This is a genomic window from Streptomyces sp. NPDC050264 (genome assembly GCF_040655895.1).
Classification (GTDB): domain Bacteria; phylum Actinomycetota; class Actinomycetes; order Streptomycetales; family Streptomycetaceae; genus Streptomyces.
Window position 1 is genome coordinate 25,678 of sequence record NZ_JBFAKV010000034.1, and the last position, 26,215, is coordinate 51,892.

The window sequence follows — 26,215 nt, forward strand, 5'->3', positions numbered from 1 at the left end:
AGGGGCGACACGCAGGTCCCGGTCGGCGACGGATCGTATGGCGCGCACCCTTTTGCGGCAGCGCAAGAAATCCCTGAGCCCCGAGGACGTGACGGTGTCGGACCGGCCGACGGTCCGGCGCGCGGTGACGGCCGCCGCACTCGGCAACACCATGGAGTGGTTCGATTTCGGCGTCTACGCCTATTTGGCGGGCACCATCGGAAAAGTTTTCTTTCCGTCCAGTTCGCCCGGCGCCCAGGTGGTCTCCACGTTCGCCACGTTCGCCGCGGCGTTTCTCGTCCGTCCGCTGGGCGGCCTGGTCTTCGGACCGCTCGGCGACCGTATCGGCCGGCAGAAGGTCCTGGCCACGACCATGATCATGATGGCGGCCAGCACCTTCGCGGTCGGCTTCCTGCCGTCGTACGCCTCGATCGGGTTCGCCGCGCCGCTGCTGCTGCTCCTGTGCCGGCTGGTCCAGGGCTTCTCCACCGGCGGCGAATACGCGGGCGCCACGACCTACATCGCCGAGTACGCGCCCGACCAGCGGCGTGGATTCCTCGGCAGCTGGCTCGACTTCGGCACCTTCGTCGGCTACTCCCTCGGCTCCGGACTGGTCACCGTACTGACGCTGACGCTGGGCTCCGACGGACTGGAGAGCTGGGGCTGGCGCATTCCCTTCTTCGTCGCCGGACCGCTCGGACTCATCGGCCTGTACATGCGTCTGAAGCTGGAGGAGACCCCCGCGTTCCAGAAGGAGGCGGCCAACGAGGCGGCCGAGCGGGACACGGGGGAGGGCGAGGACAGCGACCCCGTCGAGGAAGCACGGCAGTCCGGGAAGGGCCGGCTCAAGGAGATCTTCACCCGTCACTGGCAGGCCGTGCTGATCTGCATGGGGCTCGTGCTGCTCTACAACGTCACGAACTACATGGTGACGTCCTATCTGCCGACCTACATGACCGTGACGTTGGGGGAGAGCGACACCACCGCGCAACTCCTGGTCCTCGGGACGATGTTGCTGGTGGTGCTCACGATCACCGTCGTCGGCCGCAGCTCGGACCGGTGGGGCAGACGCCCCATGTTCATGGGCGGCAGCATCGCGATGATCGCCCTGGCCGTACCCGCGTTCCTGCTGATCAGAGAAGGCGGCATTCTGCTGCCCGCGTTCGGCTGCGTGATCCTCGGCCTGCTCCTGGTCTGCTTCGCCGGGACGGCGGCGGCCACCCTTCCGGCCCTGTTCCCGACCCGGCTGCGCTACGGCGCCCTGTCGATCGCCTTCAACATCTCGGTCTCCCTCTTCGGCGGCACCACTCCGCTGGTCGCCTCGTTCCTGGTCGACGCGACCGGCAACACGCTGGTGCCGGCGTTCTATCTGATGGTGGCCGGAGTGATCGGGCTCGTTTCGACGTTCTTCCTGCACGAGACGGCGGGCCGTCCGCTGCGCGGGTCCGGGCCGATGGTCGAGACGCCCGACGAGGCCCGCGAGCTCGTGGCGCGCAGTCGTACGGAGGCCGGGCGGCACGCCCGCGATGTGTGGCTGCGGCTGTGGCATCCCCTCGGCGGCCGCGACCGTTCGGAGAAGCCCGAGCGGAAGGAGTGACGCGGCGCGGGACGCCACGGCCCCCGAAAGGGTCGTCTCATCGTGCGGTTCGAGGGCACACGTAGGACAACCCTCGACGGACTAGGAGCCACGACGATGGACGATTCCTCGCTGCGCGCGGTGGGGTGGGCCCGTTCGCTGCCGGTGAGCAGTGGGGTGAAGGCGGCCCGGGACTGGACCCGTGACCACCTTGCGTCGCTCGGGTGGCTGAGCAGCGCGCCGGACACGGTGGACTCGGTGCTGCTGGCCGTGTCGGAGCTGGTCACCAACGCGCACGTGCACGCGCGCAGCGCCGCCCAGCTCGTGCTGACCTGGGACGGCGACTGCCTGCACGTCACCGTGCACGACTCCTCGCCGAGCCCGCCCGAACCGCGGCAACCGGACGACGAGGCGCTCGGCGGCCGCGGCATGCTCCTCATCGACGCGCTGGCGGAGACCTGGCGGGCCTACCCGTGCCCGCGCGGCAAGGACGTCACCGCATGCTTCCGCCCGGACTACGTCACCTGACGTCGCCCGGGTTCTTCACGCCTCGCCGTTCAGGATCCGGTCGGGTGTGAGGGGCAGTTCGCGCAGCCGGACCCCGGTGGCGTGGTGAACGGCGTTGCCGATGGCGGCGGCCGTGCCGACGATGCCGATCTCCCCGATCCCCTTGCTGCCCATGGGGTTGAGATGGGGATCGTCCTCGTCGACCCAGTACGCCTCGATGTCGGGCACGTCCGCGTGGGCGGGCACGTGGTACGCGGCGAGGTCGCGTTCGGTGAAGTCGCCGAAGGCGGCGTCCATCGTGCTGCCCTCCGTCAGCGCCATCCCCAGCCCCATCGTCATCGCGCCGATGAACTGCGAGCGCGCGGTACGGGGGTTGAGGATGCGCCCGGCCGCGTACACACCGAGGAGCCGGCGCACCCGGACCTCGCCGGACACGCTGTCGACGCCGACCTCCGCGAAGTGTGCGCCGAACGCATGACGGGCATAGTCGCTGTCCGCGTCGGCGGTGCCCTTGGTGTCGGCCTTCGCGTGCAGGCCCTCGGGCGGCAGCGGCTGCCCCTGCCGCTCTGCCAGGCTCTCGGCAAGTCGCGTACTGGCCGCGTGGACGGCCCACCCCCAGGAAGCCGTACCGGACGAGCCGCCCGCGAGCGGCGCCGCCGGCAGGTCGCTGTCGCCGATCTCGGTACGCACCCGGTCCAGCGGCACACCGAGCGCGTCGGCGGCGACCTGGGCGAGCACCGTACGGGCGCCCGTGCCGATGTCGGTGGCGTTGACCCGGATCTCGAAGCTGCCGTCCGGGTGGGCGTGGGCGCTCGCCCGGCTCGGGGAGACGAGCGTCGGGTAGGTCGCCGCGGCCATCCCGGTGCCGATCAGCACGGTTCCTTCGGCGCGCGAGAGGGGGCGCGGGTCGCGCCGGGACCAGCCGAAGCGCCGGGCGCCCTCGCGCAGGCACTCGGCGAGGTGCCTGCTGCTGAAGGGCAGGGAGCTGTCCGGTTCGGTGTCGGTGTCGTTGCGCAGGCGCAGTTCGACGGGGTCGATGTCCAGGGCGACGGCGAGTTCGTCCATCGCGGACTCCAGCGCGTACATGCCCGGTGCCTCGCCGGGGGCCCGCATCCAGGACGGGGTGGGCACGTCGAGGGGCACCACGCGGTGGGTGGTCCTGGCGTGCGGGGAGGGGTACATGACGCGCGTGGCGGCGGCGCCCGTCTCCATGAACTCCTTGATGCGTGAGGTGTGGGCGGTGACCTCGTGCACCACGGAGGTCAGCGTGCCGTCCGCCTCGGCGGCGAGCCGCACGCGGTGCAGGGTGGGGGCGCGATGGCCGACCACAGCGGGCAACTGCCCCCGCGGAAGGACGAGTTTGACCGGCCGTCCGGTCACCTTGGCCGCCATGGCGGCGAGTACCACGTGGGGGCGGGGCGTTCCCTTGGAGCCGAAGCCGCCGCCGACGTGCTCGGAGACGACAGTGATCTGTTCCCTCGGCAGGGCGAACAGGTCGGCGAGGGTGTCGCGCACCGTGGTGCTGCCCTGGCTGGAGTCGTGGACGGTCAGCCGTCCGTCCTGCCAGGTGGCGGTGGCCGCGTGCGGCTCCATGGGGTGGTTGTGCAAGGGCGGCACCCGGTACTGGACGTCGACATGGACGGCAGCGGAGGTGAACGCGGCGTCTGCGTCGCCGCGTACGTGTTCACCGGAGGTGCCGTCCGAGTCCTCCGGCACGTAGGCGGCGGGGTCGTCGGCGCGCAGGGTCACCTCGAAAGGCTCCTCGGCGTAGGCGATGCGCACGGCGGCAGCCGCCTCACGAGCCGTTTCCAGGGTGTCGGCGACGACGAGAGCGACGTACCACCCCCGGTGCGGGACCCGCGCGTCCTGCAGCACGCCCAGGGTCGCGTCGTCCGGCTCGGTCAGGCGCGGCGCGTTCTGGTGGGTGAGCACGGCGACGACACCGGGCAGCGCCAGGGCTTCCTCGTCGGCGATGCCGGTCACCGTGCCGCGCGCCACAGTGGCCGGGACCGGCCAGGCGTAGGCGCATCCTGGGGGCGTGTGTTCCGCCGCGTAGCGGGCGGTCCCGGTCACCTTGGCGGGGCCTTCCCTGCGCCCCGCGGGCGAACCGAGTGCGCTGACCGTGTCCGGCATGTTGTCTCTCCCTGTGGGCGGAGGCGGCGAGTCAGGAAGCGGCGGGGGCGCCGGCCAGGCGCCTCAGCACGTCGCAGGCGAGGTTGCGGGCGAGAGGAACCTTGAAGGCGTTGTCCCGCAGGGGCACGGCGGCGGAGAGCTCGGCGTCGACGGCCCGCCCGAACGCGTCGTCGGTCGCGGGCCCGCCCACCAGTTCCCGCTCGGCACGGTGCGCCCGCCAGGGCCGGTGCGCAAGGCCGCCGAACGCGATACGGACATCGTGGACGGCGGCGTCCCGCACGTCGAGGATCACGGCCACGGAGGCCAGCGCGAAGGCGTACGACGCCCGGTCGCGGGCCTTGCGGTACGCCGAGGGGAGTCCGGCGGCCGCGGGCGGCAGGAGCACACCGGTGATGAGCTCACCGTGCTCGATCTCGGTGTCGCGGTCCGGCCGGTCGCCGGGCAGCCGGTGGAACTCCGTCAGGGGGAGGGTGCGAGGGCCAGCGGCGCCGCGCAGTTCGACCTGGGCGTCGAGCGCGGCGAGCGCGACCGCGAGGTCGGAGGGGTGCGTCGCGATGCACTGCGCCGAGTGGCCGAGGACGGCGTGATCACGGTGGACGCCGTCCCGCGCGCCGCACCCGGACCCGGGCTCCCGCTTGTTGCACGGCTTCGCCGTGTCCTGGAAGTAGGGGCAGCGGGTGCGTTGGAGCAGGTTGCCGCCGGTCGTGGCCATGTTCCGCAACTGGCCCGACGCGCCGGCGAGCAGCGCCTGCGCCAGTACGGGGTAGCGGTCCCGGACCAGGGGATGGGCGGCGAGGCCGCTGTTGCTCACCGTGGCACCCACGCGAAGGGAGCCGTCGGGAAGTTCGTCCACGGAGTTCAGGGGCAGATCATCGACGGAGATGAGGGTCCGCGGCTGTTCCACGCCGAGCTTCATCAGGTCGACGAGGTTGGTGCCGCCGCCCAAATATCGGGAATCTGCCTGGCCCGCGTGGGCCGCGGTCGCTTCGTCGACCGTGCGGGCGCGGACATAGGTGAAGGGCTTCATCGGACCACGTCCTCCACGGCTTCGACGATGTGCGGGTAGGCGCCGCAGCGGCACAGATTGCCGCTGAGCCGTTCACGGATCTCGTCCCTGGTCAGCGTCACGGGCGCGCCGTTGGCCGCGCCGGGGAGCGTGACATGGGAGGCGTCTCCCGCGGCGGCCTCGGCGATGGCGCCGACGGCCGAACAGAGCTGCCCCGGCGTGCAGTACCCGCACTGAAAGGCGTCGCGCTCCAGAAAGGCCTGCTGGAGAGGGTGCAGGGAGTCGTCGTCCGCACCGCGCAGACCCTCGACCGTGGTGATGTCGGCACCTTCGTGGGCGACGGCCAGCATGAGGCAGCTGTTCGCGCGCCGGCCGTCGACGAGCACCGTGCAGGCGCCGCACTGGCCGTGGTCACAGCCCTTCTTTGCGCCGATGAGACCGAGCTGTTCGCGCAGGACGTCCAGCACCGTCGTGCGGTGGTTGAGAGGGAGGCAGTACGGGCTGCCATTGACCGTCAGAGACACTTCCGAATGGAAGGCATCGGTGGGCATCGTGTACTGCTCCCTCGGGTGACGCGTCGGCTGCGATGGACGTGGCGCGTACCAAGCCTGTGCCAGGCAGCACGGTGCGGCACCCCGAGAGGGCCGCTTCGCGCTCGTGCCCTACGGGTGTCCGGCGTCGATGTCGAGCGTGTCCCGCAGCGAGAGCGCGGGTCCCCGGTCCTTCGGAGAGATCCGGACGCGGTCCGGGTCCAGGACGAACGCGACGTGGTCGCCGCCGTCGAACCGGTCGTGGACGCGGCCCGCGAACGACGCGAGCGCGTCCGTCAGGACCGGCGCCCCGTCGGGGCCCTCGGACCAGTCCAGGTCCGCGAACTTGTCGTGCCGGGCGCCGCAGAGAGCCCCGAACCGCTCGGCGAGACGGTGCTGCCGGCGGTCGAGAAGGTGGACCACCAGAGTCTGCGCCGTCCGGGCGAGACGGTAGGTGTGGTTCACCTTGGACAGCCATACGACGAACCGGACCGGTTCGATGGAGCACTGCCCGGCGAAGCCGACCAGGCAGCCCGCGCGTTCACCGTGGGCGGCCATGGTGACCACGTGGACGGGGGCGTCGGCCAAAGCGGTGAAGGCGCCGAACCCGGCCACGGTCTCCTCCCGCCCCGGGCGGGGTCCTCCGTCCTGTGATGCGATTGCCGTGATGCGACGCGCAGCCATGTGCCTGCTCCTTCCGCGCTGGTGGGACGTCCGCCGGGCCCGTGGCCACCTACCCCGGCGCATCTCGGAGACCCTCATGCCCGCTCCGCACCCCGGCTCCGCACCCGACGGCTCCTTCCCGGCCGAGTGCGCCCACACCCACCTCTTCGCCGGAGCCCGCTGCCGGATCGGGGAGCTGCCCGATCCTGTGGGCTTCGCCGCCGCTCCCGCACCGGTCGGTGTCACGCTGCGCTTCTCCGACGACGTCACCGCGCGGGCAGAACTCCTGCTGTCGGAACGGGGCGATCTCGCCCTGGCCGTCGAGGCGTACACCACGGCCGCGGGCACCCCGATGGCCGAACGGGTGTGGGGCGTGCGCGAGGTCCGTCCTGTCGCGGACGAGGTGGAGGTGCTGCTCGGGCGGCCACAGGATTCCGGGTTCCCCGGCGGGAGAGGCTGAGACCTCGTTTCTGCCGGCGGGGCGGCGGGACCGGTCGGTCAGAGCGAGCGGGCCGCCGGGCTGTCGCCCTGGAAGCGCTGGCCCGCGGCGATCTCCTCGCCGACCACCGACCAGACGGTCTCGTCGTCCTGGAAGGGGAGCGGGTCGATGCTGCTCGTCTCCTGAACGACACGCTCCACCTCGCGCTCCAGGCGCTCGAAATCGGCTTCCTCGTCGCGGTCGTCGCCGCTGAAGGTGAACTCCTCGAGCAGGCGCTGGAAGCGGAGGGTGACCTGGACGAGTGAGGAGACGTCCGTGTGGAGTTCCCGCACGGTCTCCTCGTCGGCGTCGAAGGCATGCACCTTGCCGGAACCGGGGGCGAGGGCGAGATGGGCGTTGAGCAGCCAGCCGATGACGGGCCAGTCGCCCGCGTCCCGCGGGGCGTCCTCGAAGTCCTCGGCGTCGACGACGTCCCGGACGAGGGGCAGCCGGCCGGAGTCCTCGTCGCCGCCACGCAGCCAGAGCGTCCCGGTGGGGGCGCCGACGGTCCGCAGGAGGCGGGCGCCCTCGGTGTCCGCGGTGGCGGGCGGGAAAGCGGTGGCGGGCAGGGTCGCGAGCCGGTCCTCGCCGAAGAGGTCGGCGAGTTCACCGCGGGTGACGTCGAAAAGCACTGCCGGGACTCCGAACTCGGCGGCGCACGGGCGCCGTTGGTGCAGGGAATGGGCCGCGACAACAGCGTTGTCGCGGCCCACTTTACGGAACGAACGCTTTACGGAACGAACTTGTTGTCCGAGGGCGGGGTATTCCGTGCCGGAGCGGCGATACCCCGGAAGACGCCGCCACACGCCCGTAGCACCCCTGTCGAAAACCACGTGCAGGGTTGATCGTTGGGCCCTCGGGACAGACACACGAGGTTCGCACCGCACCGAGACCGCCGGGTCGACATCAAGAGCGCCCGGCCGATGGAGACTGGGGACAACCGACATGACCATCAGCCGCAGGGGACTGCTCGCCACCGGCGCCGCCTTCGGACTGCTCACCGCCTGCGGGTCCAACACGGGCCGTGAAGGTGCGGGTGGGTCCGGCAGCGGACCGGAACTGTCGCAGTGGTACCACCAGTACGGCGAGCAGGGCACCGAGCAGGCCGTGAAGAAGTACGCCGCCGCTTATAAGAAGGCGCGGGTCGACGTCCAGTGGCGGCCTGGCAACTACGATCAGCAGACGGCGGCCGCCCTGCTGACGAAGTCGGGGCCCGACGTGTTCGAGGTCAACGGCCCGACCCTGGACCAGATCCGGGGCAAGCAGGTGGCGGACCTCACCGACCTCTTCGAAGGCGTCAAGGACGACTTCAATCCGGCGGTGCTTGCCCCGAAGACGCACGAGGGCAAGATCTGGGGCATCCCACAGGTCATCGACATGCAGATGCTCTTCTACCGCAAGAGCCTGCTCGACGATGCCGGGGTGCGGCCGCCCCGGACCCTGGACGAACTCGTCGCAGCCGCGGCCGAGTTGACGGACAAGAAGGTCAAGGGGCTCTTCCTCGGCAACGACGCCGGCGCCGGCGTCCTCGGCGGCACCCCGCTCTACGCCGCCGGTCTCTCGCTCGTCACCGACGACGGCAAGGTCGGGTTCGACGATCCGGCGGCCGCCCGCGCCCTCGCCAAGCTGCACCAGCTGTACGCGGACAAGTCACTGCTGCTCGGGGCGCCCACCGACTGGTCGGACCCGTCGGCGTTCACCCAGGGACTCACGGCCATGCAGTGGTCGGGGCTGTGGGCGCTGCCCGCGATCGAGAAGGCGCTCGGCGACGACTTCGGCGTGCTGCCGTTCCCCGAGGACGGCACGCACGGCGCTCCGTCCGTGCCGGTCGGCGCGTACGCCGCGGCGGTCTCCACACGCAGCGCGCACCAGCGGGCGGGCAAGGACTTCCTGAAGTGGCTGTGGATCGACCGTACCGATTACCAGGAGGACTTCGCGCTCGGGTACGGCTTCCACATCCCGGCCCGTATCTCGCTCGCGAAGAAGGCGGACAAGCTCAAGGACGGCGCGGCGGCGGACGCCGTCCGCTTCACCACCGAACACGGGTTCGCGCAGCCGCTGCTGTGGACCCCGGCGGCCCAGACCGCGTACCAGGACGCGCTCAACCGTGTCATCAAGGACGGCGCGAACCCGGAGAGCGAGCTGAAGAGCGTCGTACGGAAGGTGTCGGCGGAGCTGGCCCGCGTGACGTCCAAGTGAGCGGCCCACAGCCGCACGCGCCGGGACGGCGGGCCGAACGCAACCGCGCGTGGTGGTTCTGGGTCTTCGTCGGCCCCTTCGTCCTCGGCCTCGGCCTGTTCACCTACGTCCCGCTCGCCTGGAGTGTCTGGCTGAGCTTCTTCGACGCCCACAACACCGTCACTCCCGACCGTTTCGTCGGCCTCGACAACTACCTCGCGCTGCTGCGGGACGACGCGTTCCGCAGCAGCCTCATGACCTTCTGCGTCTTCACCCTGTTCATCGTCCCGACGACCTACGCCGCCTCGCTCGCGCTCGCCCTGATGGTCAACCGGCTGCGGCGCGCCCAGGCGTTCTTCCGCTCGGTGTTCTTCCTCCCCGCGGCCTGCAGTTACGTGGTCGCCGCGCTGATCTGGAAGATGTCCCTCTTCAACGGGGTACGGTTCGGCCTCGCCAACACCCTGCTCGGCTACGCCGGTTCCGACCCGGTCGCCTGGCTGTCCACCACGGACCCGCCCTGGTACTGGCTGGTCATCGTCACGGTACGGCTGTGGCTCCAGGCGGGCTTCTACATGATCCTCCTCCTGGCGGGCCTGCAGCGGATCAGCCCGACCCTCTACGAGGCGGCGGCCGTCGACGGGGCCCGGCCCGGCTGGCAGGTGTTCCGGCACATCACGTTCCCCCAGCTGCGCGCCACCTCCGTGGCCGTCGTGCTGCTGCTCGTCATCAACGCCTTCCAGGCCTTCGACGAGTTCTACAACCTGCTGTCCGACGCCCGCGGTTACCCGCCCTACGCGCGCCCGCCGCTCGTCTACCTCTACTACACGGCCCTCGGCCAGGGTCAGAACCTCGGCCTCGGCAGTGCCGGAGCGGTGCTGCTCGCCCTGATCATCGCGGTGGTGACGGCCGGGCAGGCGCGGTGGTTCGGACTCGGCAGGAAGGAGGCGGACTGATGCCGCCCGTCCAAGAAGGCGACGCCCTCGTCCGCGCCGGGCGAGCCCTGCGACTCGTGCTGCTGATCGCCCTGGCGGCGCTGTTCCTCATTCCGTTCTACCTGCTCGTCCGCAATGGACTCGCCACCGAGCAGGACATCACCTCGCCCGACTGGACGTTCTTCCCGTCGCGCGTGCAGTGGGGCAATCTGCGCGAACTGTTCGGGGACACCTCCGTTCCCTTCGCGCGTTCCCTCCTCAACTCGGCGCTCATCGCCGTCGCGACGACGCTGGGCACCCTGCTCCTCGCCTCGCTCGCCGGGTACGGCCTCGCCCGCATCCCGTACCGCCACGCGAACAAGGTCTTCTACGCAATCCTGGGCACGCTCATGGTTCCGGCGGCGGTGACGTTCGTTCCCACGTTCGTCCTGGTGTCGTCGCTGGGCTGGGTCTCCACCCTGCGCGGGCTCATCGTCCCGACGCTGTTCTCCGCGTTCGCCTGCTTCGTCTTCCGGCAGTACTTCCTCGGCTTCCCCGGGGAACTGGAGGACGCGGCCCGGGTCGACGGGCTCGGCTACTGGCGCACGTACTGGCTCGTGGTCGTGCCGAACGCCCGGCCCGTCTTCGCGGCGGTCGGCACCATCGTCTTCATCGGGGCGTGGAACGCGTTCCTGTGGCCGCTGGTCATCGGGCAGGACCGCGACGCGTGGACGGTGCAGGTGGCCCTGTCCGCGTTCAGTACGTCTCAAGTGGTGCGCCTGCACGAGCTGTTCATCGCGGCCGCGGTGTCGATCGTGCCGCTGCTGGTGGTGTTCCTGCTGTTCCAGCGGTGGATCGTGGCGGGGGTGGAGCGCTCGGGAATCGACTGAGCGGCTGTTCGGCTGGGCGGATGTCGCGCCGTGACCTGGACATCGAATGCGTAAAGTTGATTCAAACAGCCATTGACGCGTCAACTTCGAGCAAATAGCGTCTGGGTATTCCGGTGTGGGGCGGCGCCCCCCGGATCGACCACCGGTGGCTCCGCGGCCCCTCCCGCACGGGCGGGGCCCGTGGCTCCCGGTCCGACCCAGGAAGGCCCCGCGTGCGCAGACGTTCCCTCCTCACGGCGGCTGCCGCCACGACGCTCGCGTCGGGCTGCAGCTCCTCCGTGTCTCCCTCGGCCTCGTCCGGCGGCGACGCCCGGCGCGGCCACCTCACGTACGGCGTCTGGGACGTCTATCAAGTGCCCGCCATGAAGAGGGCGGCCCGCGAGTTCGAACGCACCCGGCCCGGGGTGAGCGTCGACGTCCAACTCACCCCCAACGGGACGTACTGGACGAAACTGCGCACCGCGTGCACAGGTGGCGCCGCACCGGACGTCTTCTGGATGAACGGCCCCAACTTCGGCCTCTACGCGGACGCGGGACAGCTCCTGCCCCTGGAGACCGAAGGGGCCGACGCCGTGCTGCGGCCCGGCGACTTCCCCGCGGACCTGATCTCCCTCTACCGCTGGAACGGCGTCCAGTACGGCGTTCCGAAGGACTTCGACACCGTCGCCCTGTGGTTCAACAAGGAACTCTTCGACCGGGCCAAGGTCGACTACCCCGACTCCACCTGGACCTGGCAGGACCTGATCGCCAACGCCCAGCGCCTCACCGACCGCAAACGCGGCGTCTACGGTGTCGGAGCCCCGGTCCGCGCGCAGGAGAACTACTACAACTCGATACCGCAGGCGGGCGGTTGGGTCATCTCCGAGGACAAGCGGCACTCCGGGTACTCCGACGAGCACACCCGCGAAGGGCTGCGGTTCTGGATCGACCTGATCCACCGCTACCGGGCCTCGCCCTCCCTGCAGCAGATGACCGACACGGACCCCACCCAGATGTTCCAGTCCGGGACGCTGGCCATGACCTACGAGGCGTCCTACAACGCGGCGATGTTCTACGCCGACCCCGAACTGCGGGCCAAGGTGGACGTCGCGCCGATGCCCAGGGGCCGTCGGCGCGCCACCGTCCTGCACGGCCTCGCCAACGTCGTCTACGCCCGCACGCCCCACCCCGAACTGGCCCGCGAGTTCGTCCAATTCCTCGGTGGCGAGCACGCCTCGCTGCTCCAGGGCAAGTACGGCACCGCCATCCCGGCCCGCAACGGCACCTCGCAGCCTTGGGCCGCCGGCATGCCGCGCTTCGACCTCCAGGTGCACCTGGACGCGCTCGACTACGCCGTGCCGTTCCCCGGCTCCGCCAACAGCTCGGCCTGGCAGCACAAGGAACAGATGTGGCTCGCCAAGGCGTGGAGCGGCGACGAGAGCGTCAAGAGTGCCACCGGATCCCTGACCGACGCGATGGACCTGCTGCTCGCGCAGGAGAGGAAGGACCGGTCCTGATGAGCCTCGACGTGCGTACGGACACCGCCGTACCGGCACCGCGCAGCCGGCCCACCACGCTGGACCAGCGCGAGCTGCGCCGGCGCGAGCGCCGCTTCCGCCACCGGGACAAGTGGTGGGGCTACGCCCTGATCGCTCCGGCGGGACTCGGCCTCGCCGTGTTCTACCTGTGGCCCGTGGCGCAGACGCTGTACTACAGCTTCACCGAGTGGGGCGCCTTCGGCGGGACCACCTGGATCGGCCTGTCCAACTACCGCACCCTCGTGGGCGACCCGGAGTTCTGGCAGTCCCTGGGCAACACCGGCATCTACACCGGGCTCGTACTGCTCGGCATCCCGCTGTCGATGGCGCTCGCCGTGCTGCTCAACATCAAGGGCCTGCGCGGCACCGGCGTGTACCGCACGTTCTACTTCCTGCCCGTGGTCACGATGCCCGCGGCCGTCGCGGTGGTCTGGCGCTGGCTCTACAACGGCGACGCCGGCATCCTCAACCACGCCCTGTCCACGATCGGCATCGACGGCACCTACTGGGTCTCCGACCCGCACACCATCCGCTTCGCCGTCGCGATCGTCGGCGTGTGGATGACCGTCGGCTACAACATGATCCTGCTGCTCGCCGGACTCCAGAGCATCCCCGGCGACTACTACGAGGCGGCGGCGCTCGACGGCGCGGGCCGGGTACGGCAGTTCTTCTCCGTCACCCTGCCGCTGCTGAGCCCCACCCTGTTCTTCACCACCGTGCTGTCCGTGATCCAGTCGCTGCAGGTCTTCGACCTGGTGTATCTGATCATCGGTGCCAACACCAACAACTCGCTCCAGAACCCGGCCTACGGCGAGGGCCAGACCGTCGTGATGCTCTTCTTCCAGAAGGCGTTCTTCGACAACCAGCGCGGCTACGGCGCCGCGATCGTCTGTGTGCTGTTCGTCCTGATCATGGCGCTGACGGCCGTTCAGTTCCGGTTGCAGAAGAGGTGGGTCCACTATGCGTGAGGCGACTGTGCGCAAGCCGACGCGGCGTGCGAGCCGCGAGGGCCGGATGTGGCCCGCCCATGTCCTGCTCGCCCTGGGCGCGGTCATCACCGTCTTCCCTCTGGTGTGGGAGCTGCTCACCTCTTTCAAGAGCTTCGGCGAGTCCGTCCAGGTGCCGCCGACGATCCTGCCCGCGCACTGGGACTGGTCGAACTACAAGAAGGTCTTCGACGGCGTTCCGTTCGGACAGCAGTTCATCAACACCGTCGTGATGGCGCTGCTGCGCACCGCCGCCCAGCTGCTGCTCTGTTCGATGGCTGCCTACGCCTTCGCCCGGATCCGCTTCCCCGGGCGCGGAGCGATCTTCCTCGGCTTCCTCGCCGTACTGATGGTGCCCGGCCAGCTGTTCCTGCTGCCGCAGTACCAGATCATGCAGAGCCTCGGCTGGCTGGACTCCATGCAGGCTCTGGTGGTCCCCGGCATGTTCTCCGCCTTCGGCACCTTCCTGCTGCGGCAGTTCTTCATGGGGCTGCCCGAGGAGCTGGAGGAGGCGGCGCGCCTCGACGGCGCCAACCCCTTCACCGTCTTCTGGCGGATCGCCCTGCCGCTGGCCCGCCCCGGGCTCCTCGCCCTCGGCATCCTCACGTTCCTGTGGTCGTGGAACGACCTGATGTGGCCACTGATCGTCAACACCGACCCGGCGAAAATGCCGCTGTCGGCCGGTCTGGCCTCCCTCCAGGGCGCCCACCTGACCGAATACCCGGTGCTGATGGCCGGGTCCCTCCTCGCGACGCTCCCGGTGATCGTGGTGTTCGTCGCCATGCAGCGCCAGTTCATCCAGGGCATCGCTTTCTCCGGCATGAAGGGCTGAGCACGCGTGACCGACACCTCCTCCGTCTCCACCACACCGTCCGGCAGCAGTACGCCCACGCGCGACCTGCGCCTCGGCGTCATCGGGCTCGGCCTGCGCGCCACCCTCGCGCAGGAGGCCCACCACCCCGGTGAGGGTTCCGCGGTGGTGGCCGTCGCCGACACCTCGCCCGACATGTTCGGCAGGGCCCGGCAATGGTTCGGCGACGACGTCCACGCCTACCCCGGGCACCGGGAGATGCTGGCCGCCGAAGAGCTGGACGCCGTCTTCGTCATCACCCCCGACCACACCCACGAGGCCCTCGCGATCGACCTCTTGGAGGCCGGGGTCGCCGTCTTCGTGGAGAAGCCGCTGGCCATCACCACCGAGGGGTGCGACCGCGTCCTGGAGGCCGCGCGCACCGGCGGTGCCCGCCTGTACGTGGGCCACAACATGCGGCACATGCCGGTGGTGCGCGTGATGCGCGACCTCATCAAGCGCGGTGAGATCGGCGAGGTGAAGGCCGTGTGGTGCCGCCACTTCGTCGGTCACGGCGGCGACTTCTACTTCAAGGACTGGCACGCCGACCGCCGCAACACCACGGGCCTCCTCCTGCAGAAGGGCGCCCACGACCTGGACGTCATCCACTGGCTGGCCGGCGCCTACACCGAGCGGGTCAGCGCGCTCGGCGGGCTCACCGTCTACGGCGACATCACCGACCGCTCCGGACAGGCGCCCGGAGCCGTCATGCCCGACTGGTACGACCCGGAGAACAACTGGCCTCCGCTGTCCCTGACCGGGCTCAACCCCGTCGTCGACGTCGAGGACCTGTCGATGATGGTCATGCGCCTCGAAGGCGGCGTGCACGCCAGCTACCAGCAGTGCCACTACACCCCCGACTACTGGCGCAATTACACGGTCATCGGCACCGAGGGCCGGCTCGAGAATTTCGGCGACCACGGGGAGACCGCCGAGGTCCGCGTCTGGCAGCGGCGCAGTGGCTACCGGGCCGACGCCGACCTCGTCGTTCCGATGCCGCCGCCCGGCGACGGCGGACACGGCGGCTCCGACCCGATGCTGGTCGCCGAGTTCCTGCGCTTCGTCCGCAGTGGCGGGGCGACGGACACCAGTCCGGTCGCGGCCCGTGAGGCCGTCGCCGCGGGCGTCGCGGCGACGGAGTCGCTGCGGGCCGACGGGCGTCCCGTCACGGTGCCGCGCGTCGCCCCCGACCTGGCGGAGTGGTTCGCGAACGGCCAGAAGTAGCCGACGGTCCAGAACACGACTTTGTTGTGTTTCTCGCCATTACGGCCATGTTCGAGCCGACCCGTTTAGACCCGGGTCGCTCGGATAGTCGGGTGGAGTCGCCGGACAGGACGCACGGTGCATCCCTGTATCGCCTGACCGACAGCGACTGATGTACGGAGGCACCACCATGACCGAGAACATCTGGAACTACCCGGCCAGTGCTGGTCACACTCCGAACGCCGATCTGACGGGCTACAAGGTCGAAGCGACCGACGGCAGCATCGGCAAGGTGGACAAGCACTCCAACGATGTCGGCTCGCAGTACATCGTGGTGGACACGGGGGTGTGGATCTTCGGTAAGGAGGTCCTGCTGCCCGCCGGAACCATCACGGGCATCGACGCCGAGGCGAAGACGATCCAGGTGGCGCGCACCAAGGACGAGATCAAGAGCGCCCCGGAGTTCGACAAGGAGAAGCACCTCGGCGACGCCGGCTATCACGAGCAGCTCGGCACGTACTACGGCACGCCCGGCGCCTCGGGCGCACCCGGTACGCATGGCACGCCCGGTACGCCGGGTACGGGCCCGACGACGCCCGGCCGTCCCATGATCTGACGGACGGTCACATGTGTGGCAGGGGAGAGGGCCGGGCCGCGCTGTGCGGCCCGGCCCTTTTCCGTCATAGGTCCGGCCGGATTCAGGTGAGACGAGGAACATGAAGCGTTTCGCGACAGTGGGTCTGCTGGTGGTCTGCGCAGTGGGCAGTGTGCTCCTTGCCCTGCTGACCTCCCCGTGGTGGTGGATCGCCGCGGGCCCGTGCCTGGTGGTGGCGCTGACCGGCGCCCACGACCTCGCCCAGCGGCGGCACTCCGTGCTGCGGAACTATCCCGTCCTCGGCCACCTGCGCTTCCTCATGGAAACGGTCCGCCCGGAGCTGCAGCAGTACTTCGTGGAACGCAACTACGACGGCAGGCCCTACGACCGCGACACGCGCAGCATCGTCTACGAACGGGCCAAGGGTGTCGACGCCGAGGAACCGTTCGGCAGCGAGCGTGACATGCAGGAGCGCGGCTACGAATTCCTCGTGCCGTCCATGGCGCCGGTGGACGTGGCCGACACGCCACCCCGTGTCCGCGTCGGCGGCCCCGACTGCACCGAGCCCTACGACATGGCTCTCCTCAACGTCTCCGCGATGAGTTTCGGCTCGCTCTCCTCCAACGCCGTCGTGGCCCTGAACAAGGGTGCGGCGGGCGGCGGCTTCGCCCACGACACCGGTGAGGGCGGCCTCTCCGACCATCACCTACGGCCCGGCGGCGACCTCGTCTGGGAGATCGGCACCGGCTACTTCGGCTGCCGCACCCGAGACGGGGACTTCGACGAGCGGCAGTTCGCCGAGAAGGCCGCGCACCCTTCCGTGCGCTGCATATCGCTGAAACTGTCGCAGGGAGCCAAGCCCGGGATCGGAGGCGTCCTGCCCGGCCGCAAGGTCAACGCGGAGATCGCCTCGGTACGCGGCGTGCCCGAGGGCGAAAGCGTCGTCTCGCCGCCGTACCACCGGGTCTTCTCCACCCCTCGCGAGCTCGTCCGGTTCCTCGCCCGGATGCGGGAGCTGGCCAACGGCAAGCCTGTGGGATTCAAGCTGTGCCCCGGATCGCGGACCCAGTTCCTCGCCGTGTGCAAGGCCATGGCCGCGGAAGGGGTCACCCCGGACTTCATCGTGGTCGACGGTGCGGAGGGCGGCACGGGCGCGGCACCGCTGGAATTCGCCGACCACCTCGGCATGCCGCTCACCGAAGGCCTCTTCACCGTGCACAGCGCCCTGACCGGCGCGGGACTGCGGGACCGGATCCGGATCGGCGCCAGCGGCAAGGTGGCCACGGGCTCCGACATCGTCAAACGCCTCGCCATGGGGGCCGACTACACCAACGCGGCCCGCGCCATGATGTTCGCCGTCGGCTGCATCCAGGCCCAGCGCTGCCACACCAACCACTGCCCGACCGGCGTCACCACCCAGGACGCGCGGCGCGCCCGTGCCCTCGACGTCGCCGACAAGTCCGCGCGGGTCACGCGCTACCAGCAGGCCACGGTCCACAGCGCGCTGCAGATCATGGCGGCGATGGGGGTCCGCGACACCGGGGAGCTCGGCCCCCACCTGCTGCGGCGCCGCGAGGACCACGGCACTTTCCGCTCCTACGCCGAGCTGTACGCGTGGCTCGCCCCCGGCGAACTGCTGGCCGAGCCGCCCGGGAGCTGGGCCGCCGACTGGGCGGCGGCGAACCCGGACAGCTTCGCCATGCGATGAGAAACGCGACGGCGTACGCGGTGAAGAAAAAGTCACCGGTTTCCTCGTATTCGCGGGGCGGAGCCGGGCACTCGGACGCTGCCCGACGAAAGACTCGGAGGAGGTCGAGCATGGACCCGTACACCGACAAATGGCCGTACCGCAGAAGAGGCCGCAGGATGGACGCAACGTAGGTGCGCCCCCGTATGCGCCGAACCGGAGACAGGGCCCGTCAAGGCGTGGAGAAACATCAGCAACGAAAGGCATGCGTAGCCCATGAGTGACGTCACAGGTAAAGCGACCACCTCGGATTCCGGTGCTCCGGTCGAAAGCGATGAACACTCGCTCACGGTTGGCGCCGGTGGCCCGATCCTGCTGCAGGACTCGTATCTGATCGAGCAGATGGCGCAGTTCAACCGGGAGCGGATTCCCGAGCGGCAGCCGCATGCGAAGGGCAGTGGTGCCTTCGGCCATTTCGAAGCCACCCAGGACGTCAGTGCCTACACGAAGGCCGCCCTGTTCCAGCCGGGCACCCGGACGGAACTGGTGACGCGGTTCTCCACCGTCGCCGGCGAGCGCGGCAGCCCGGACACGTGGCGTGACCCGCGCGGCTTCGCGGTGAAGTTCTACACCACCGAGGGCAACTACGACATGGTCGGGAACAACACCCCGGTCTTCTTCGTCAAGGACCCGATGAAGTTCCAGCACTTCATCCGGTCCCAGAAGCGCCGCGCGGACAACAACCTCCGCGACCACGACATGCAGTGGGACTTCTGGACCCTCTCGCCCGAGTCGGCACACCAGGTCACCTGGCTGATGGGGGACCGGGGCATCCCGCGTTCCTGGCGCCACATGAACGGCTACACGTCGCACACGTACATGTGGATCAACGCCCAGGGCGAGCGGTTCTGGGTGAAGTACCACTTCAAGACCGACCAGGGCGTCGAGCACTTCACCCAGCACGAGGGTGACCAGATGGCCGCGGCCGACACGGACTACCACACCCGGGATCTCTTCGAGCACATCCGTGACGGCGAGTACCCCAGCTGGACGCTGTACGTGCAGATCATGCCGTACGAGGACGCCGCCACCTACCGCTTCAACCCCTTCGACCTCACCAAGGTGTGGCCGCACGGGGACTACCCGCTGGTCGAGGTCGGCACGATGACCCTGGACCGCAACCCCACGGACAACCACGCCGAGATCGAGCAGGCGGCGTTCCAGCCGAACAACCTGGTCCCGGGCATCGGCCCGAGCCCCGACCGGATGCTGCTCGCGAGGCTGTTCTCCTACGCCGACGCGCACCGGTACCGCATCGGAGCCAACTACCAGCAGCTGCCGGTCAACGCCCCCGTCGTGCCCGTGCACACCTACTCCAAAGACGGGGCCATGGCGTACCGCAAGACCGAGGACCCGGTGTACGCGCCGAACTCCAAGGGCGGTCCGGCGGCCGACACGGCCCGCCACGGCACCCCGCCCAGCTGGTACGCCGACGGTGACATCACCCGCGCCGCCTACGTCGACCACGCCGAGGACGACGACTGGGGCCAGGCCGGCACCATGGTCCGTGAGGTCCTCGACGACGCCGCGCGCGAGCGTCTCGTGGACAACGTCGTCGGGCACCTGCTCAACGACGTGAGCGAACCGGTCCTCCTGCGCGCATTCGAGTACTGGTCCAACATCGACAAGTCCGTCGGCGAGCGCATCCAGCAGGGTGTGCGCGCCAAGGCGGCCGAGAAGGACCCGAAGGCCGCCGAGCAGGCCAACCCGGCCCGCAGCAGCATGCAGCACAAGGCCTGACCCGTACACCTACGCCTCTGCCGCTGCCCTGGATCAGGACAGCGGCAGAGGTGCGTGCGCAGCCGACCGGCTCGGGGCGGGCTGCCTACAGCGCGTCCCGGGGGAGCGTCTCGTTCCAGGTGCGGGAGAAGACGCGGCGGTCGGACTCGTACGCGTCCAGCGTCGCGTTCACGTGGAACGAGGTGGCGTCGCAGCGCAGCGTCGTGCTGGTGCGGATCTCTACGTCCCAGTCGTCGCGCTGGAAGCGCATGGTCCAGGTGGACTCGCCCGCGGGAGAGGTGAAGTCGTCGGCGGTGGAGGTGTACCGCTCCACCGCACGGCAGCCCACGTCGAGGTCGATCGCGTCGAAGTGGACGGTGCCGCGGTCCTTCACGATCTCCAGGGTGGAGCCGTAGTCCACCAGGTCACGGGTGACCTCCCAGCGTTCCTCGGGCGGAGTGACGGCCCGGGTGGTGAGGGGGCGCGTACCCTCCGGGTCCTCGAAAGGAAGCGCCGGCGCCGTGTCGTCGTCGCTCTCCGTGGGGCGGACCGGCAGCACCACCTGGGAGGTCGCCTCGTGGACCGTCAGGAGCGTGGGGCGCGGCGGAGGCCAGGCGAGCGGCCAGTAGGACGTCGACAGGGAGAGCCGGATGCGGTGGCCGGGCGGGAAGGCCTGCGCCACGCCGTTGAGGTCGACCACGGCCCGGTACCGCTGTCCCGGCTCCACCGGGGAGGGCTCGTCGGTGCTGTCGCGGCGCGTCAGGTTGAGGATGCCGTACGTGACACGGGTGGCGCGTCCGTCGGGCGCCACGTCGGAGAGCCGGGCGGCGACCATGGTGACGGGCTGGTCCGCGCTCACCTCCAGTTCGACGCGCGGAGTCCCGAGGATCTCCAGACGCTCCGGAAGCGGCTCCGTCTCGTAGACCAGGGAGCCGCCGTCCTCCTCGCGCTGGTCGTAGGGCAGGTCCGGCGGCGCGTTGTACGAGGCCCACTTACCGGCGAACTGGCCGACGGACAGCGGGGATTGGATGCTCGTGCTCGACGGCGTTCCGGCCTTCTCGGCCGGGGACGACAGCCGGCCCGAACCGAGCTGGTAGGGAGTCTCCTCGATGTGCTCGGACGGCCAGGTCTCGCCCACCCAGCGGCCGGGGCGTTCCTCGTACGACGTGGACGGCGGGACGCTCTCCTGCATCCACGCGCGCAGCATCGGGCCGTCCATGGCGCCGTTGTCCGCGCCCTTGAGCCAGTGGTCCCACCAGCGCACGACCTCCTGGAGGTAGCCGATCGCGGGCCCCGGCTCGCCCAGGTGCGGGTACTTGTGGGACCACGGGCCGACCAGGCCCTTGCGGGGCACGTCCAGGCGGCCGAGCAACCGTGACACCGCGTTGGAGTACCCGTCCGCCCAGCCGCTGGAGGCGAGCACGGGAGTCCGGACCGCCGAGTAGTCCTCACAGACCGAGGCGTGCCGCCAGTAGGCGTCGCGCCGCTGGTGACGCAGCCAGTTGAGCACCCACGGCTCGACGGACTCCATGCGTTCGTGCCACATCTCCCGCCACCGGTCGCCGACCGTCGCGGGGTCGGGCGGGCAGGTGGAGTAGGCGAACATGGTGCCCGCCTCCCCGAGATTGTCGGAGAGCAGCGCACCACCCATGTAGTGCATGTCGTCGGAGTAGCGGTCGTCCGTGAACGAGGAGATGACGATGGCGCGCAGGCTCGGCGGCCGGCGGGCGGCCACCTGGAGGGCGGCGAACGCCCCCCAGGAGATGCCCATCATGCCGGTGCTGCCGTCGCACCAGGGCTGCGCGGCAAGCCACTCCAGCACCTCCTCGGCGTCGGCCTGCTCCCGCTCCAGGTACTCGTCGGTGAGCACACCCTCGGAGTCGCCCGTGCCCCGCAGGTCGACGCGGACGCACGCGTACCCGTGGCCGGCGATGTACGGATGGTGGATCGAGTCGCGGACCGAACTCAGGTCCCGCTTGCGGTAGGGGATGTACTCCAGGACGGCGGGAACGGGGGTGCCGTCGGAGGAGACGGGACGCCAGACGCGGGCCGACAGGTGGATGCCGTCCGACATCGGGATCCTGACGTTGTCCTCTTCCGTCGTGGCGTGCGGGAGGTTCTCGACGTATCGCATGGCTCTCTCAGGCGGAGTGGGCGGTCGGGCTGTCGAAGCTCAGGCGGAGGGCCGCCACGCAGTGGTCGTACTTCTCGCGCAGCTCCTCCTCACTGTCACCTCCGGTGAAGATGTGGGCCACTTCATAGCTGTAGCTGTCCTGCTGGCCGACGTCGGAGAGGCGCTGCGCCTCCTCGGGCACGACGTCGATCCGGACGCCGGGGACCGACTCGGCGATCTTGGCCACCTCGTCGGCCGGCGGGATCTGGCGCACCACACCGTCGGTGAACCAGCGGAAGTACCACTTGGCCGCCAGCGCGTAGGGACCCTCGCGGTTCGGGAGCGCGGGGTCGTTGCCCAGGGCGAGCGCCAGCATGGAGTGGTGGTTGGGCACACCGTCGACGTACTGGAACAGCTCGGCGTGCGACTGGGAGTGCCGCGGGTTGATCTCCAGGATCGCGATCGAGTCGGTGCGCGGGTTGTAGAAGAACTCGATGCTGAAGGTCGCCTCGTTCATGCCGATGTGGCGCATCACCCGCTCGGAGACGTCCCGCAGCCGCTGCTGCACCGGCGCCGGCAGCGCCGACGGGTACTGGTGGCGCAGGAAGCTGGTGGAATCCGGGTAGTTGATCGAGTCGAGCACGCCGTAGACGGTGGCCTCACCGTCATGGACATACCCCTCGACCGCGACCTGGAGCCCTTCGAGCGTCTCCTCGGCCAGGCACACCTGGGCGCCGACACCGGCCATCTCCGGCGGGAGTTCGAGCTGGTCCAGGATGTACTCGAAGGGCCGGCCGACCCGCTGGATGCCGTTGCGTATCTTCTCGACGGCCTCGCGGAACTCGGTCATGTCCGTGACCCCGTAGGCCAGTTCGGAGGAGTACGCCAGTGCGGGCTTGAGCCACATCGGGAAGGAGACGCCCTCCGGCGGCTGCGGATCGTCCGCGTCGAGGTCGACCCGTCCGAAGTTCGGATGCTCCGAGACGACCTCTGCCTGGACCAGCCGGCTCCAGTACTTGTGCTCGCACTTGACCACCGACTCCAGGCTCGTGGCGCGGGTGCCGTAGCGCTCGCCGAGCACGGCAACCAGCGTGCTGACCGGGAAGTCCCAGAAGCCGACGATCGCGTCGATCGTGCCGTCGAATCCATCGAGCACCTTGCAGGCGCGGTCGATCAGGTCAGGAACGCTGACCTCGCCCTGCTGCAGCTCCTCGATGGACAGGAGGTGGTGGAAGCGCAGGTCGTGAGCGTTGGGGACGGTTTGCAGGGCGGGCAGATTGGCGTCGTCGAGACCGAGTACGAAGACGTTCTGGGGGCGATGGGGCACGAGCGGCTCCTCATAGTTGGCGATGCGGGGCTGGGTACCCGTCGTCGGCCCGAGCACACCCGCGCCGCACCCGCCGTCACCTGCGGCGACACACCGGGCACCCGCAGGCGGACGGGTGCCCGGGCCGGGCACCGCCGGCCTGGGCACCACCAGCCCTACTTGTCCCGTCGACCGCCGGGCAGCATCTCCTGCACCTTCGCCTTGAACCCCTGCTTCAGCACGTCCGCCGTGTCGCTGTCGCCCTTGAGGATCGCGGTGGCCGCCGCCTCGATCTGCTCCGGAGTGGCGTGCGGCGGGATCGGCGGCACCGCCGGGTCCGTGCGGAAGTCGAGCACGAACGGCCGGTCGGAAGCGAGCGCCTGACGCCAGGCGCTCTCCACGTCACCCGGCTTCTCCACCCGCGCACCGCCGAGCCCCAGCGAGCGGGCGAAGTCCGCGTACGCCACGTCGGGCAGCGCCTGCGAGGGCAGGAACTGCGGCGCCCCCGACATGGCACGCATCTCCCAGGTGACCTGGTTGAGGTCCTGGTTGTTCAGGACGGCCACGATGAGCTGCGGATTCTCCCATTCCTGCCAGTACTTGGCCGCGGTGATCAGCTCGGCCATGCCGTTCATCTGCATCGCCCCGTCGCCGACGAGCGCGATCGCGGGGCGCCCCGGGTGCGCGAACTTCGCCCCGATGACGTACGGGACACCCGGGCCCATCGTGGCGAGCGTCCCCGACAGCGAACCGCGCATCGAGCCGCGCAACCGCAGATGCCGGGCGTACCAGTTGGCGGCGGAACCGGAGTCCGCGGCGAGGATCACGTCGTCGGGGAGGAGGGCGTCGAGGGTGTGCACGACGTGCTCGGGGTTGATGGGATCGGCCTCGACGGCGGCGCGGCGCTCCATCACCTCCCACCAGCGGGCGGTGTCGTTCTCGATCTTCTTGCGCCATTTCCCGTGCTTCTTCTTCAAGTGCGGCAGCAACCGGGTCAGGGTGCCGCGGGCGTCACCGACGAGGTTGAGTTCGAAGGGGTAGCGCAGCCCGATCATGTGCGGGTCGATGTCGATCTGGACCGCGCGCGCCTGGCCGAACTCGGGCAGGAACTGGGCGTAGGGGAAGCTGGACCCGATGACCAGGAGGGTGTCGCAGCCCTGCATCAGCTCGTACGAGGGACGGGTGCCGAGCAGACCGATGGCCCCGGTGACGTAGGGGAGGTCGTCGGGCAGCGCGTCCTTGCCGAGGAGCGCCTTGGCGACGCCCGCGCCCAGCACATCGGCGAGCTGTTCGACCTCCGCGCGGGCGCCGCGGGCACCCTGGCCGATGAGTACGGCGACCTTCTCGCCCGCGTTGAGGATCTCCGCGGCCTTGAGGAGGTCCTCGTCGGCGGGGACGGGCGCGTAGGAGGCCATGCCGAGGCTGGAGGGGACCATCTTGAAGGCGTGCGTGGGCGGCGTGTAGTCGAGTTCCTGCACGTCGGCGGGGACGATGATCGCCGTGACGGTGCGGCGCGCGTACGCCGTGCGGAACGCGCGGTCGATGACGCCCGGGAGCTGTTCGGGGACGGTGACCATCTCGCAGAAGTCGGAGGCCACATCCTTGAAGAGGCTCAGCAGGTCGACCTCCTGCTGATACGAGCCGCCCATGGCGCTGCGGTTGGTCTGCCCGACGATCGCCACCACGGGCACGTGGTCGAGCTTGGCGTCGTACAGGCCGTTCAGGAGATGGATGGCGCCCGGTCCCGAGGTGGCGGCGCAGACGCCGACCTTGCCGGAGAACTTCGCGTAGCCGACCGCTTCGAAAGCGGACATCTCCTCGTGGCGGGACTGGATGAACTCGGGCTTGTTGTCGGCCCGTCCCCACGCGGCGAGAAGCCCGTTGATGCCGTCGCCCGCGTAGGCGAAGACATGCTCGACCTCCCATTCGCGCAGGCGCTCGAGGATGTGGTCGGAGACCTTCTTCGTCATGGAGGAGTCCTTTCGTGCCGGGCCGGTGAGGTGCGCCGGTGAGTTGTGCCGATGGGACGCAGGGATCCGGGTTACCGGCATTCGGACGCGCATGCCCGCGGAAGGCGTCGCACCTCGTGGGCCGCAGGGTGGGCCGGGCCGAGGGCGAGGGCGCGTACCGGCGGACTCCGGTGCAGCAGATCGACCAGTGGGCCGCGGGTGCGGGCGAGAAGGAGTACGTGCACCGCGCGGAGGCCGAACGGCGGCGGCCCGCGTTCGGCGTCGCACACGAGCAGGGTGCCGTCGGCGGCCCGCAGCGTCAGGCCCAACGGGCGGCCACGTGATCGGGGCCCTCACAGCCCAGCCTGCACTGACTGCACTGACTGCACTTCCTCCGTGTGCGCCGCGCACCGGCCGCGCGTAGCGTGATCAGTGAGCTGTTGTTTGTCACTTGGTACGACGGGCAATCGGATGAGAGTGCTTGGGATCACAGGCGCGTCCGCGGGGAGCGATGCACCCGGATGAGGTCTGGCTGCTCCTCGCGTCTTGTTTTCAAGCGTTGAGGAGCGAGTTCTCCATGGTCACTCACCACCCGCACGACGACGCCCCCGACACCGAGCAGACGTTTCTGCGCATGGCCGACAGCCCGGCAGGACCGGAACACGAGCTGCTCTTCGAGGAGCTGGTGGAGGCGTGGCTGCCGATGGCCAACCGACTGGCCCGGCGGTTCCGCAACAAGGGCGAGAACATGCAGGACTTGGAGCAGGTCGCGGCCATGGGACTCGTGAAGGCCGTCGACCGGTACGACGCCGAGCGCGGCGCCTTCGAGCCCTACGCGGTCCCCACGATCACCGGGGAACTGCGCCGGTACTTCCGTGACCACACCTGGGATGTACGGGTGCCCCGCCGCGTCCAGGACCTGCGCAACAAGGTCCGCGTCGCGCGCCGGGACCTCATGAACGGTCCCGGCGGCGACGGCGAACCCGGCATCGCCGACCTTGCCGAACACACCGGGCTCACCTGCGACGAGGTGCGCGACGGCCTGGAGGCGCTGGAGAGTTACCGCGCGCTGTCCCTGGACGCCGAAACGGCCGCCGCCGCGGACGACGGGTTCAGCCTCGCCGACACTCTTGGCGCGGCCGAGCCCGGCTACGACCTCGTCGCCGACCGGGAAGCCGCCAAGGCCGGCCTCGAATACCTGCCCGAACGCGAACGCACCATCCTCTACCTGCGCTACTTCGAGGACATGACGCAGGCGCGCATCGCCGAGGTGATCGGCATCTCCCAGATGCACGTCTCCCGTCTCATCACCCGCAGCTGCGCCTCGGTCCGTGAGCACGCCACCCAGGCCGCGGGGCGGTAGGCCGCCTGATCATGAA

General features: G+C 69.9%; 23 protein-coding genes. 15 read left to right on the top strand and 8 right to left on the bottom strand.

Translation table 11 applies throughout. The annotated features are described in order from the left end of the window. Positions 1 to 37 precede the first annotated feature (37 nt). Both proP and AB0J02_RS39005 read left to right on the top strand, forming a co-directional pair. The gene (proP, locus tag AB0J02_RS39000) at positions 38 to 1,576 is read left to right on the top strand and encodes a glycine betaine/L-proline transporter ProP (RefSeq protein ID WP_363198637.1); all 1,539 of its coding nucleotides are present in this window, start codon (positions 38 to 40) and stop codon (positions 1,574 to 1,576) included. 96 nt (positions 1,577 to 1,672) lie between these two features. Continuing rightward, positions 1,673 to 2,083, top strand: coding sequence for an ATP-binding protein (locus tag AB0J02_RS39005; protein WP_363198638.1), 411 nt, complete (start codon positions 1,673 to 1,675; stop codon positions 2,081 to 2,083). A gap of 15 nt (positions 2,084 to 2,098) precedes the next feature. Here AB0J02_RS39005 and AB0J02_RS39010 read toward each other — a convergent pair whose 3' ends face one another. From AB0J02_RS39010 to AB0J02_RS39025, 4 genes are all read right to left on the bottom strand, one after another. Beyond that, positions 2,099 to 4,195, bottom strand: coding sequence for a xanthine dehydrogenase family protein molybdopterin-binding subunit (locus AB0J02_RS39010; protein WP_363198639.1), 2,097 nt, complete (start codon positions 4,193 to 4,195; stop codon positions 2,099 to 2,101). 31 nt (positions 4,196 to 4,226) lie between these two features. After that, the gene (locus AB0J02_RS39015; RefSeq protein WP_363198640.1) at positions 4,227 to 5,222 is read right to left on the bottom strand and encodes a xanthine dehydrogenase family protein subunit M; all 996 of its coding nucleotides are present in this window, start codon (positions 5,220 to 5,222) and stop codon (positions 4,227 to 4,229) included. Next, positions 5,219 to 5,752, bottom strand: a complete 534-nt coding sequence (locus AB0J02_RS39020; RefSeq protein ID WP_363198641.1) for a 2Fe-2S iron-sulfur cluster-binding protein — start codon at positions 5,750 to 5,752, stop codon at positions 5,219 to 5,221. The genes AB0J02_RS39015 and AB0J02_RS39020 overlap by 4 nt, the downstream gene beginning before the upstream one ends. Positions 5,753 to 5,863: 111 nt before the next feature. Next, positions 5,864 to 6,415: a flavin reductase family protein gene (locus AB0J02_RS39025; protein WP_363198642.1), complete on the bottom strand. Its 552-nt coding sequence runs from the start codon at positions 6,413 to 6,415 to the stop codon at positions 5,864 to 5,866. A 76-nt stretch (positions 6,416 to 6,491) separates the two neighbouring features. On the opposite strand from AB0J02_RS39025, the gene AB0J02_RS39030 reads away from it, so the two are divergent. Continuing rightward, positions 6,492 to 6,854, top strand: coding sequence for a hypothetical protein (locus AB0J02_RS39030; RefSeq protein ID WP_363198643.1), 363 nt, complete (start codon positions 6,492 to 6,494; stop codon positions 6,852 to 6,854). Positions 6,855 to 6,892: 38 nt separating this feature from the next. Here AB0J02_RS39030 and AB0J02_RS39035 read toward each other — a convergent pair whose 3' ends face one another. After that, the gene (locus tag AB0J02_RS39035) at positions 6,893 to 7,504 is read right to left on the bottom strand and encodes an SUKH-4 family immunity protein (RefSeq protein ID WP_363198644.1); all 612 of its coding nucleotides are present in this window, start codon (positions 7,502 to 7,504) and stop codon (positions 6,893 to 6,895) included. Between the two features lie 313 nt (positions 7,505 to 7,817). Here AB0J02_RS39035 and AB0J02_RS39040 point away from each other — a divergent pair, with 313 nt between their 5' ends. From AB0J02_RS39040 to AB0J02_RS39085, 10 genes are all read left to right on the top strand, one after another. Beyond that, positions 7,818 to 9,071 (top strand): sugar ABC transporter substrate-binding protein, encoded by a 1,254-nt coding sequence (locus tag AB0J02_RS39040; RefSeq protein WP_363198645.1) that lies wholly within the window; start codon positions 7,818 to 7,820, stop codon positions 9,069 to 9,071. Continuing rightward, on the top strand, positions 9,068 to 10,003 hold the full coding sequence (locus tag AB0J02_RS39045) for a sugar ABC transporter permease (RefSeq protein WP_363198646.1): 936 nt from the start codon (positions 9,068 to 9,070) through the stop codon (positions 10,001 to 10,003). Before AB0J02_RS39040 ends, AB0J02_RS39045 begins: the two co-directional genes overlap by 4 nt. Continuing rightward, positions 10,003 to 10,851 carry a carbohydrate ABC transporter permease gene (locus AB0J02_RS39050; protein ID WP_363198647.1) on the top strand — a complete coding sequence of 283 codons (849 nt, stop codon included), beginning with the start codon at positions 10,003 to 10,005 and terminating at the stop codon, positions 10,849 to 10,851. The genes AB0J02_RS39045 and AB0J02_RS39050 overlap by 1 nt, the downstream gene beginning before the upstream one ends. Before the next feature lie 212 nt (positions 10,852 to 11,063). Continuing rightward, positions 11,064 to 12,347 carry a sugar ABC transporter substrate-binding protein gene (locus tag AB0J02_RS39055; RefSeq protein ID WP_363198648.1) on the top strand — a complete coding sequence of 428 codons (1,284 nt, stop codon included), beginning with the start codon at positions 11,064 to 11,066 and terminating at the stop codon, positions 12,345 to 12,347. Further along, positions 12,347 to 13,336 (top strand): sugar ABC transporter permease, encoded by a 990-nt coding sequence (locus AB0J02_RS39060; RefSeq protein ID WP_363198649.1) that lies wholly within the window; start codon positions 12,347 to 12,349, stop codon positions 13,334 to 13,336. Before AB0J02_RS39055 ends, AB0J02_RS39060 begins: the two co-directional genes overlap by 1 nt. Continuing rightward, entirely contained in the window at positions 13,329 to 14,186 is an 858-nt protein-coding gene (locus tag AB0J02_RS39065; protein ID WP_363198650.1) for a carbohydrate ABC transporter permease, read from the top strand. The genes AB0J02_RS39060 and AB0J02_RS39065 overlap by 8 nt, the downstream gene beginning before the upstream one ends. A gap of 6 nt (positions 14,187 to 14,192) precedes the next feature. Continuing rightward, positions 14,193 to 15,428, top strand: a complete 1,236-nt coding sequence (locus tag AB0J02_RS39070) for a Gfo/Idh/MocA family oxidoreductase (protein ID WP_363198651.1) — start codon at positions 14,193 to 14,195, stop codon at positions 15,426 to 15,428. A gap of 169 nt (positions 15,429 to 15,597) precedes the next feature. Next, positions 15,598 to 16,023 (top strand): PRC-barrel domain-containing protein, encoded by a 426-nt coding sequence (locus AB0J02_RS39075; protein ID WP_363198652.1) that lies wholly within the window; start codon positions 15,598 to 15,600, stop codon positions 16,021 to 16,023. 100 nt (positions 16,024 to 16,123) lie between these two features. After that, positions 16,124 to 17,710: an FMN-binding glutamate synthase family protein gene (locus AB0J02_RS39080; RefSeq protein WP_363198653.1), complete on the top strand. Its 1,587-nt coding sequence runs from the start codon at positions 16,124 to 16,126 to the stop codon at positions 17,708 to 17,710. Positions 17,711 to 17,965: 255 nt separating this feature from the next. Further along, positions 17,966 to 19,489 (top strand): catalase, encoded by a 1,524-nt coding sequence (locus AB0J02_RS39085; RefSeq protein ID WP_363198654.1) that lies wholly within the window; start codon positions 17,966 to 17,968, stop codon positions 19,487 to 19,489. Positions 19,490 to 19,574: 85 nt separating this feature from the next. On the opposite strand, the gene AB0J02_RS39090 is transcribed toward AB0J02_RS39085, so the two are convergent. The 3 genes from AB0J02_RS39090 to AB0J02_RS39100 form a co-directional block, all read right to left on the bottom strand. Next, positions 19,575 to 21,602, bottom strand: a complete 2,028-nt coding sequence (locus AB0J02_RS39090; protein WP_363198655.1) for a CocE/NonD family hydrolase — start codon at positions 21,600 to 21,602, stop codon at positions 19,575 to 19,577. A gap of 7 nt (positions 21,603 to 21,609) precedes the next feature. Further along, on the bottom strand, positions 21,610 to 22,908 hold the full coding sequence (locus tag AB0J02_RS39095; protein ID WP_363198656.1) for an ATP-grasp domain-containing protein: 1,299 nt from the start codon (positions 22,906 to 22,908) through the stop codon (positions 21,610 to 21,612). Between the two features lie 155 nt (positions 22,909 to 23,063). Further along, positions 23,064 to 24,857, bottom strand: coding sequence for a thiamine pyrophosphate-requiring protein (locus AB0J02_RS39100; protein WP_363198657.1), 1,794 nt, complete (start codon positions 24,855 to 24,857; stop codon positions 23,064 to 23,066). Positions 24,858 to 24,973: 116 nt separating this feature from the next. Here AB0J02_RS39100 and AB0J02_RS39105 point away from each other — a divergent pair, with 116 nt between their 5' ends. Together AB0J02_RS39105 and AB0J02_RS39110 are read left to right on the top strand one after the other, a co-directional pair. Then, positions 24,974 to 25,180, top strand: a complete 207-nt coding sequence (locus tag AB0J02_RS39105) for a hypothetical protein (protein ID WP_363198658.1) — start codon at positions 24,974 to 24,976, stop codon at positions 25,178 to 25,180. A 233-nt stretch (positions 25,181 to 25,413) separates the two neighbouring features. Next, positions 25,414 to 26,199: a SigB/SigF/SigG family RNA polymerase sigma factor gene (locus AB0J02_RS39110; protein WP_363198659.1), complete on the top strand. Its 786-nt coding sequence runs from the start codon at positions 25,414 to 25,416 to the stop codon at positions 26,197 to 26,199. Positions 26,200 to 26,215: the final 16 nt, after the last annotated feature.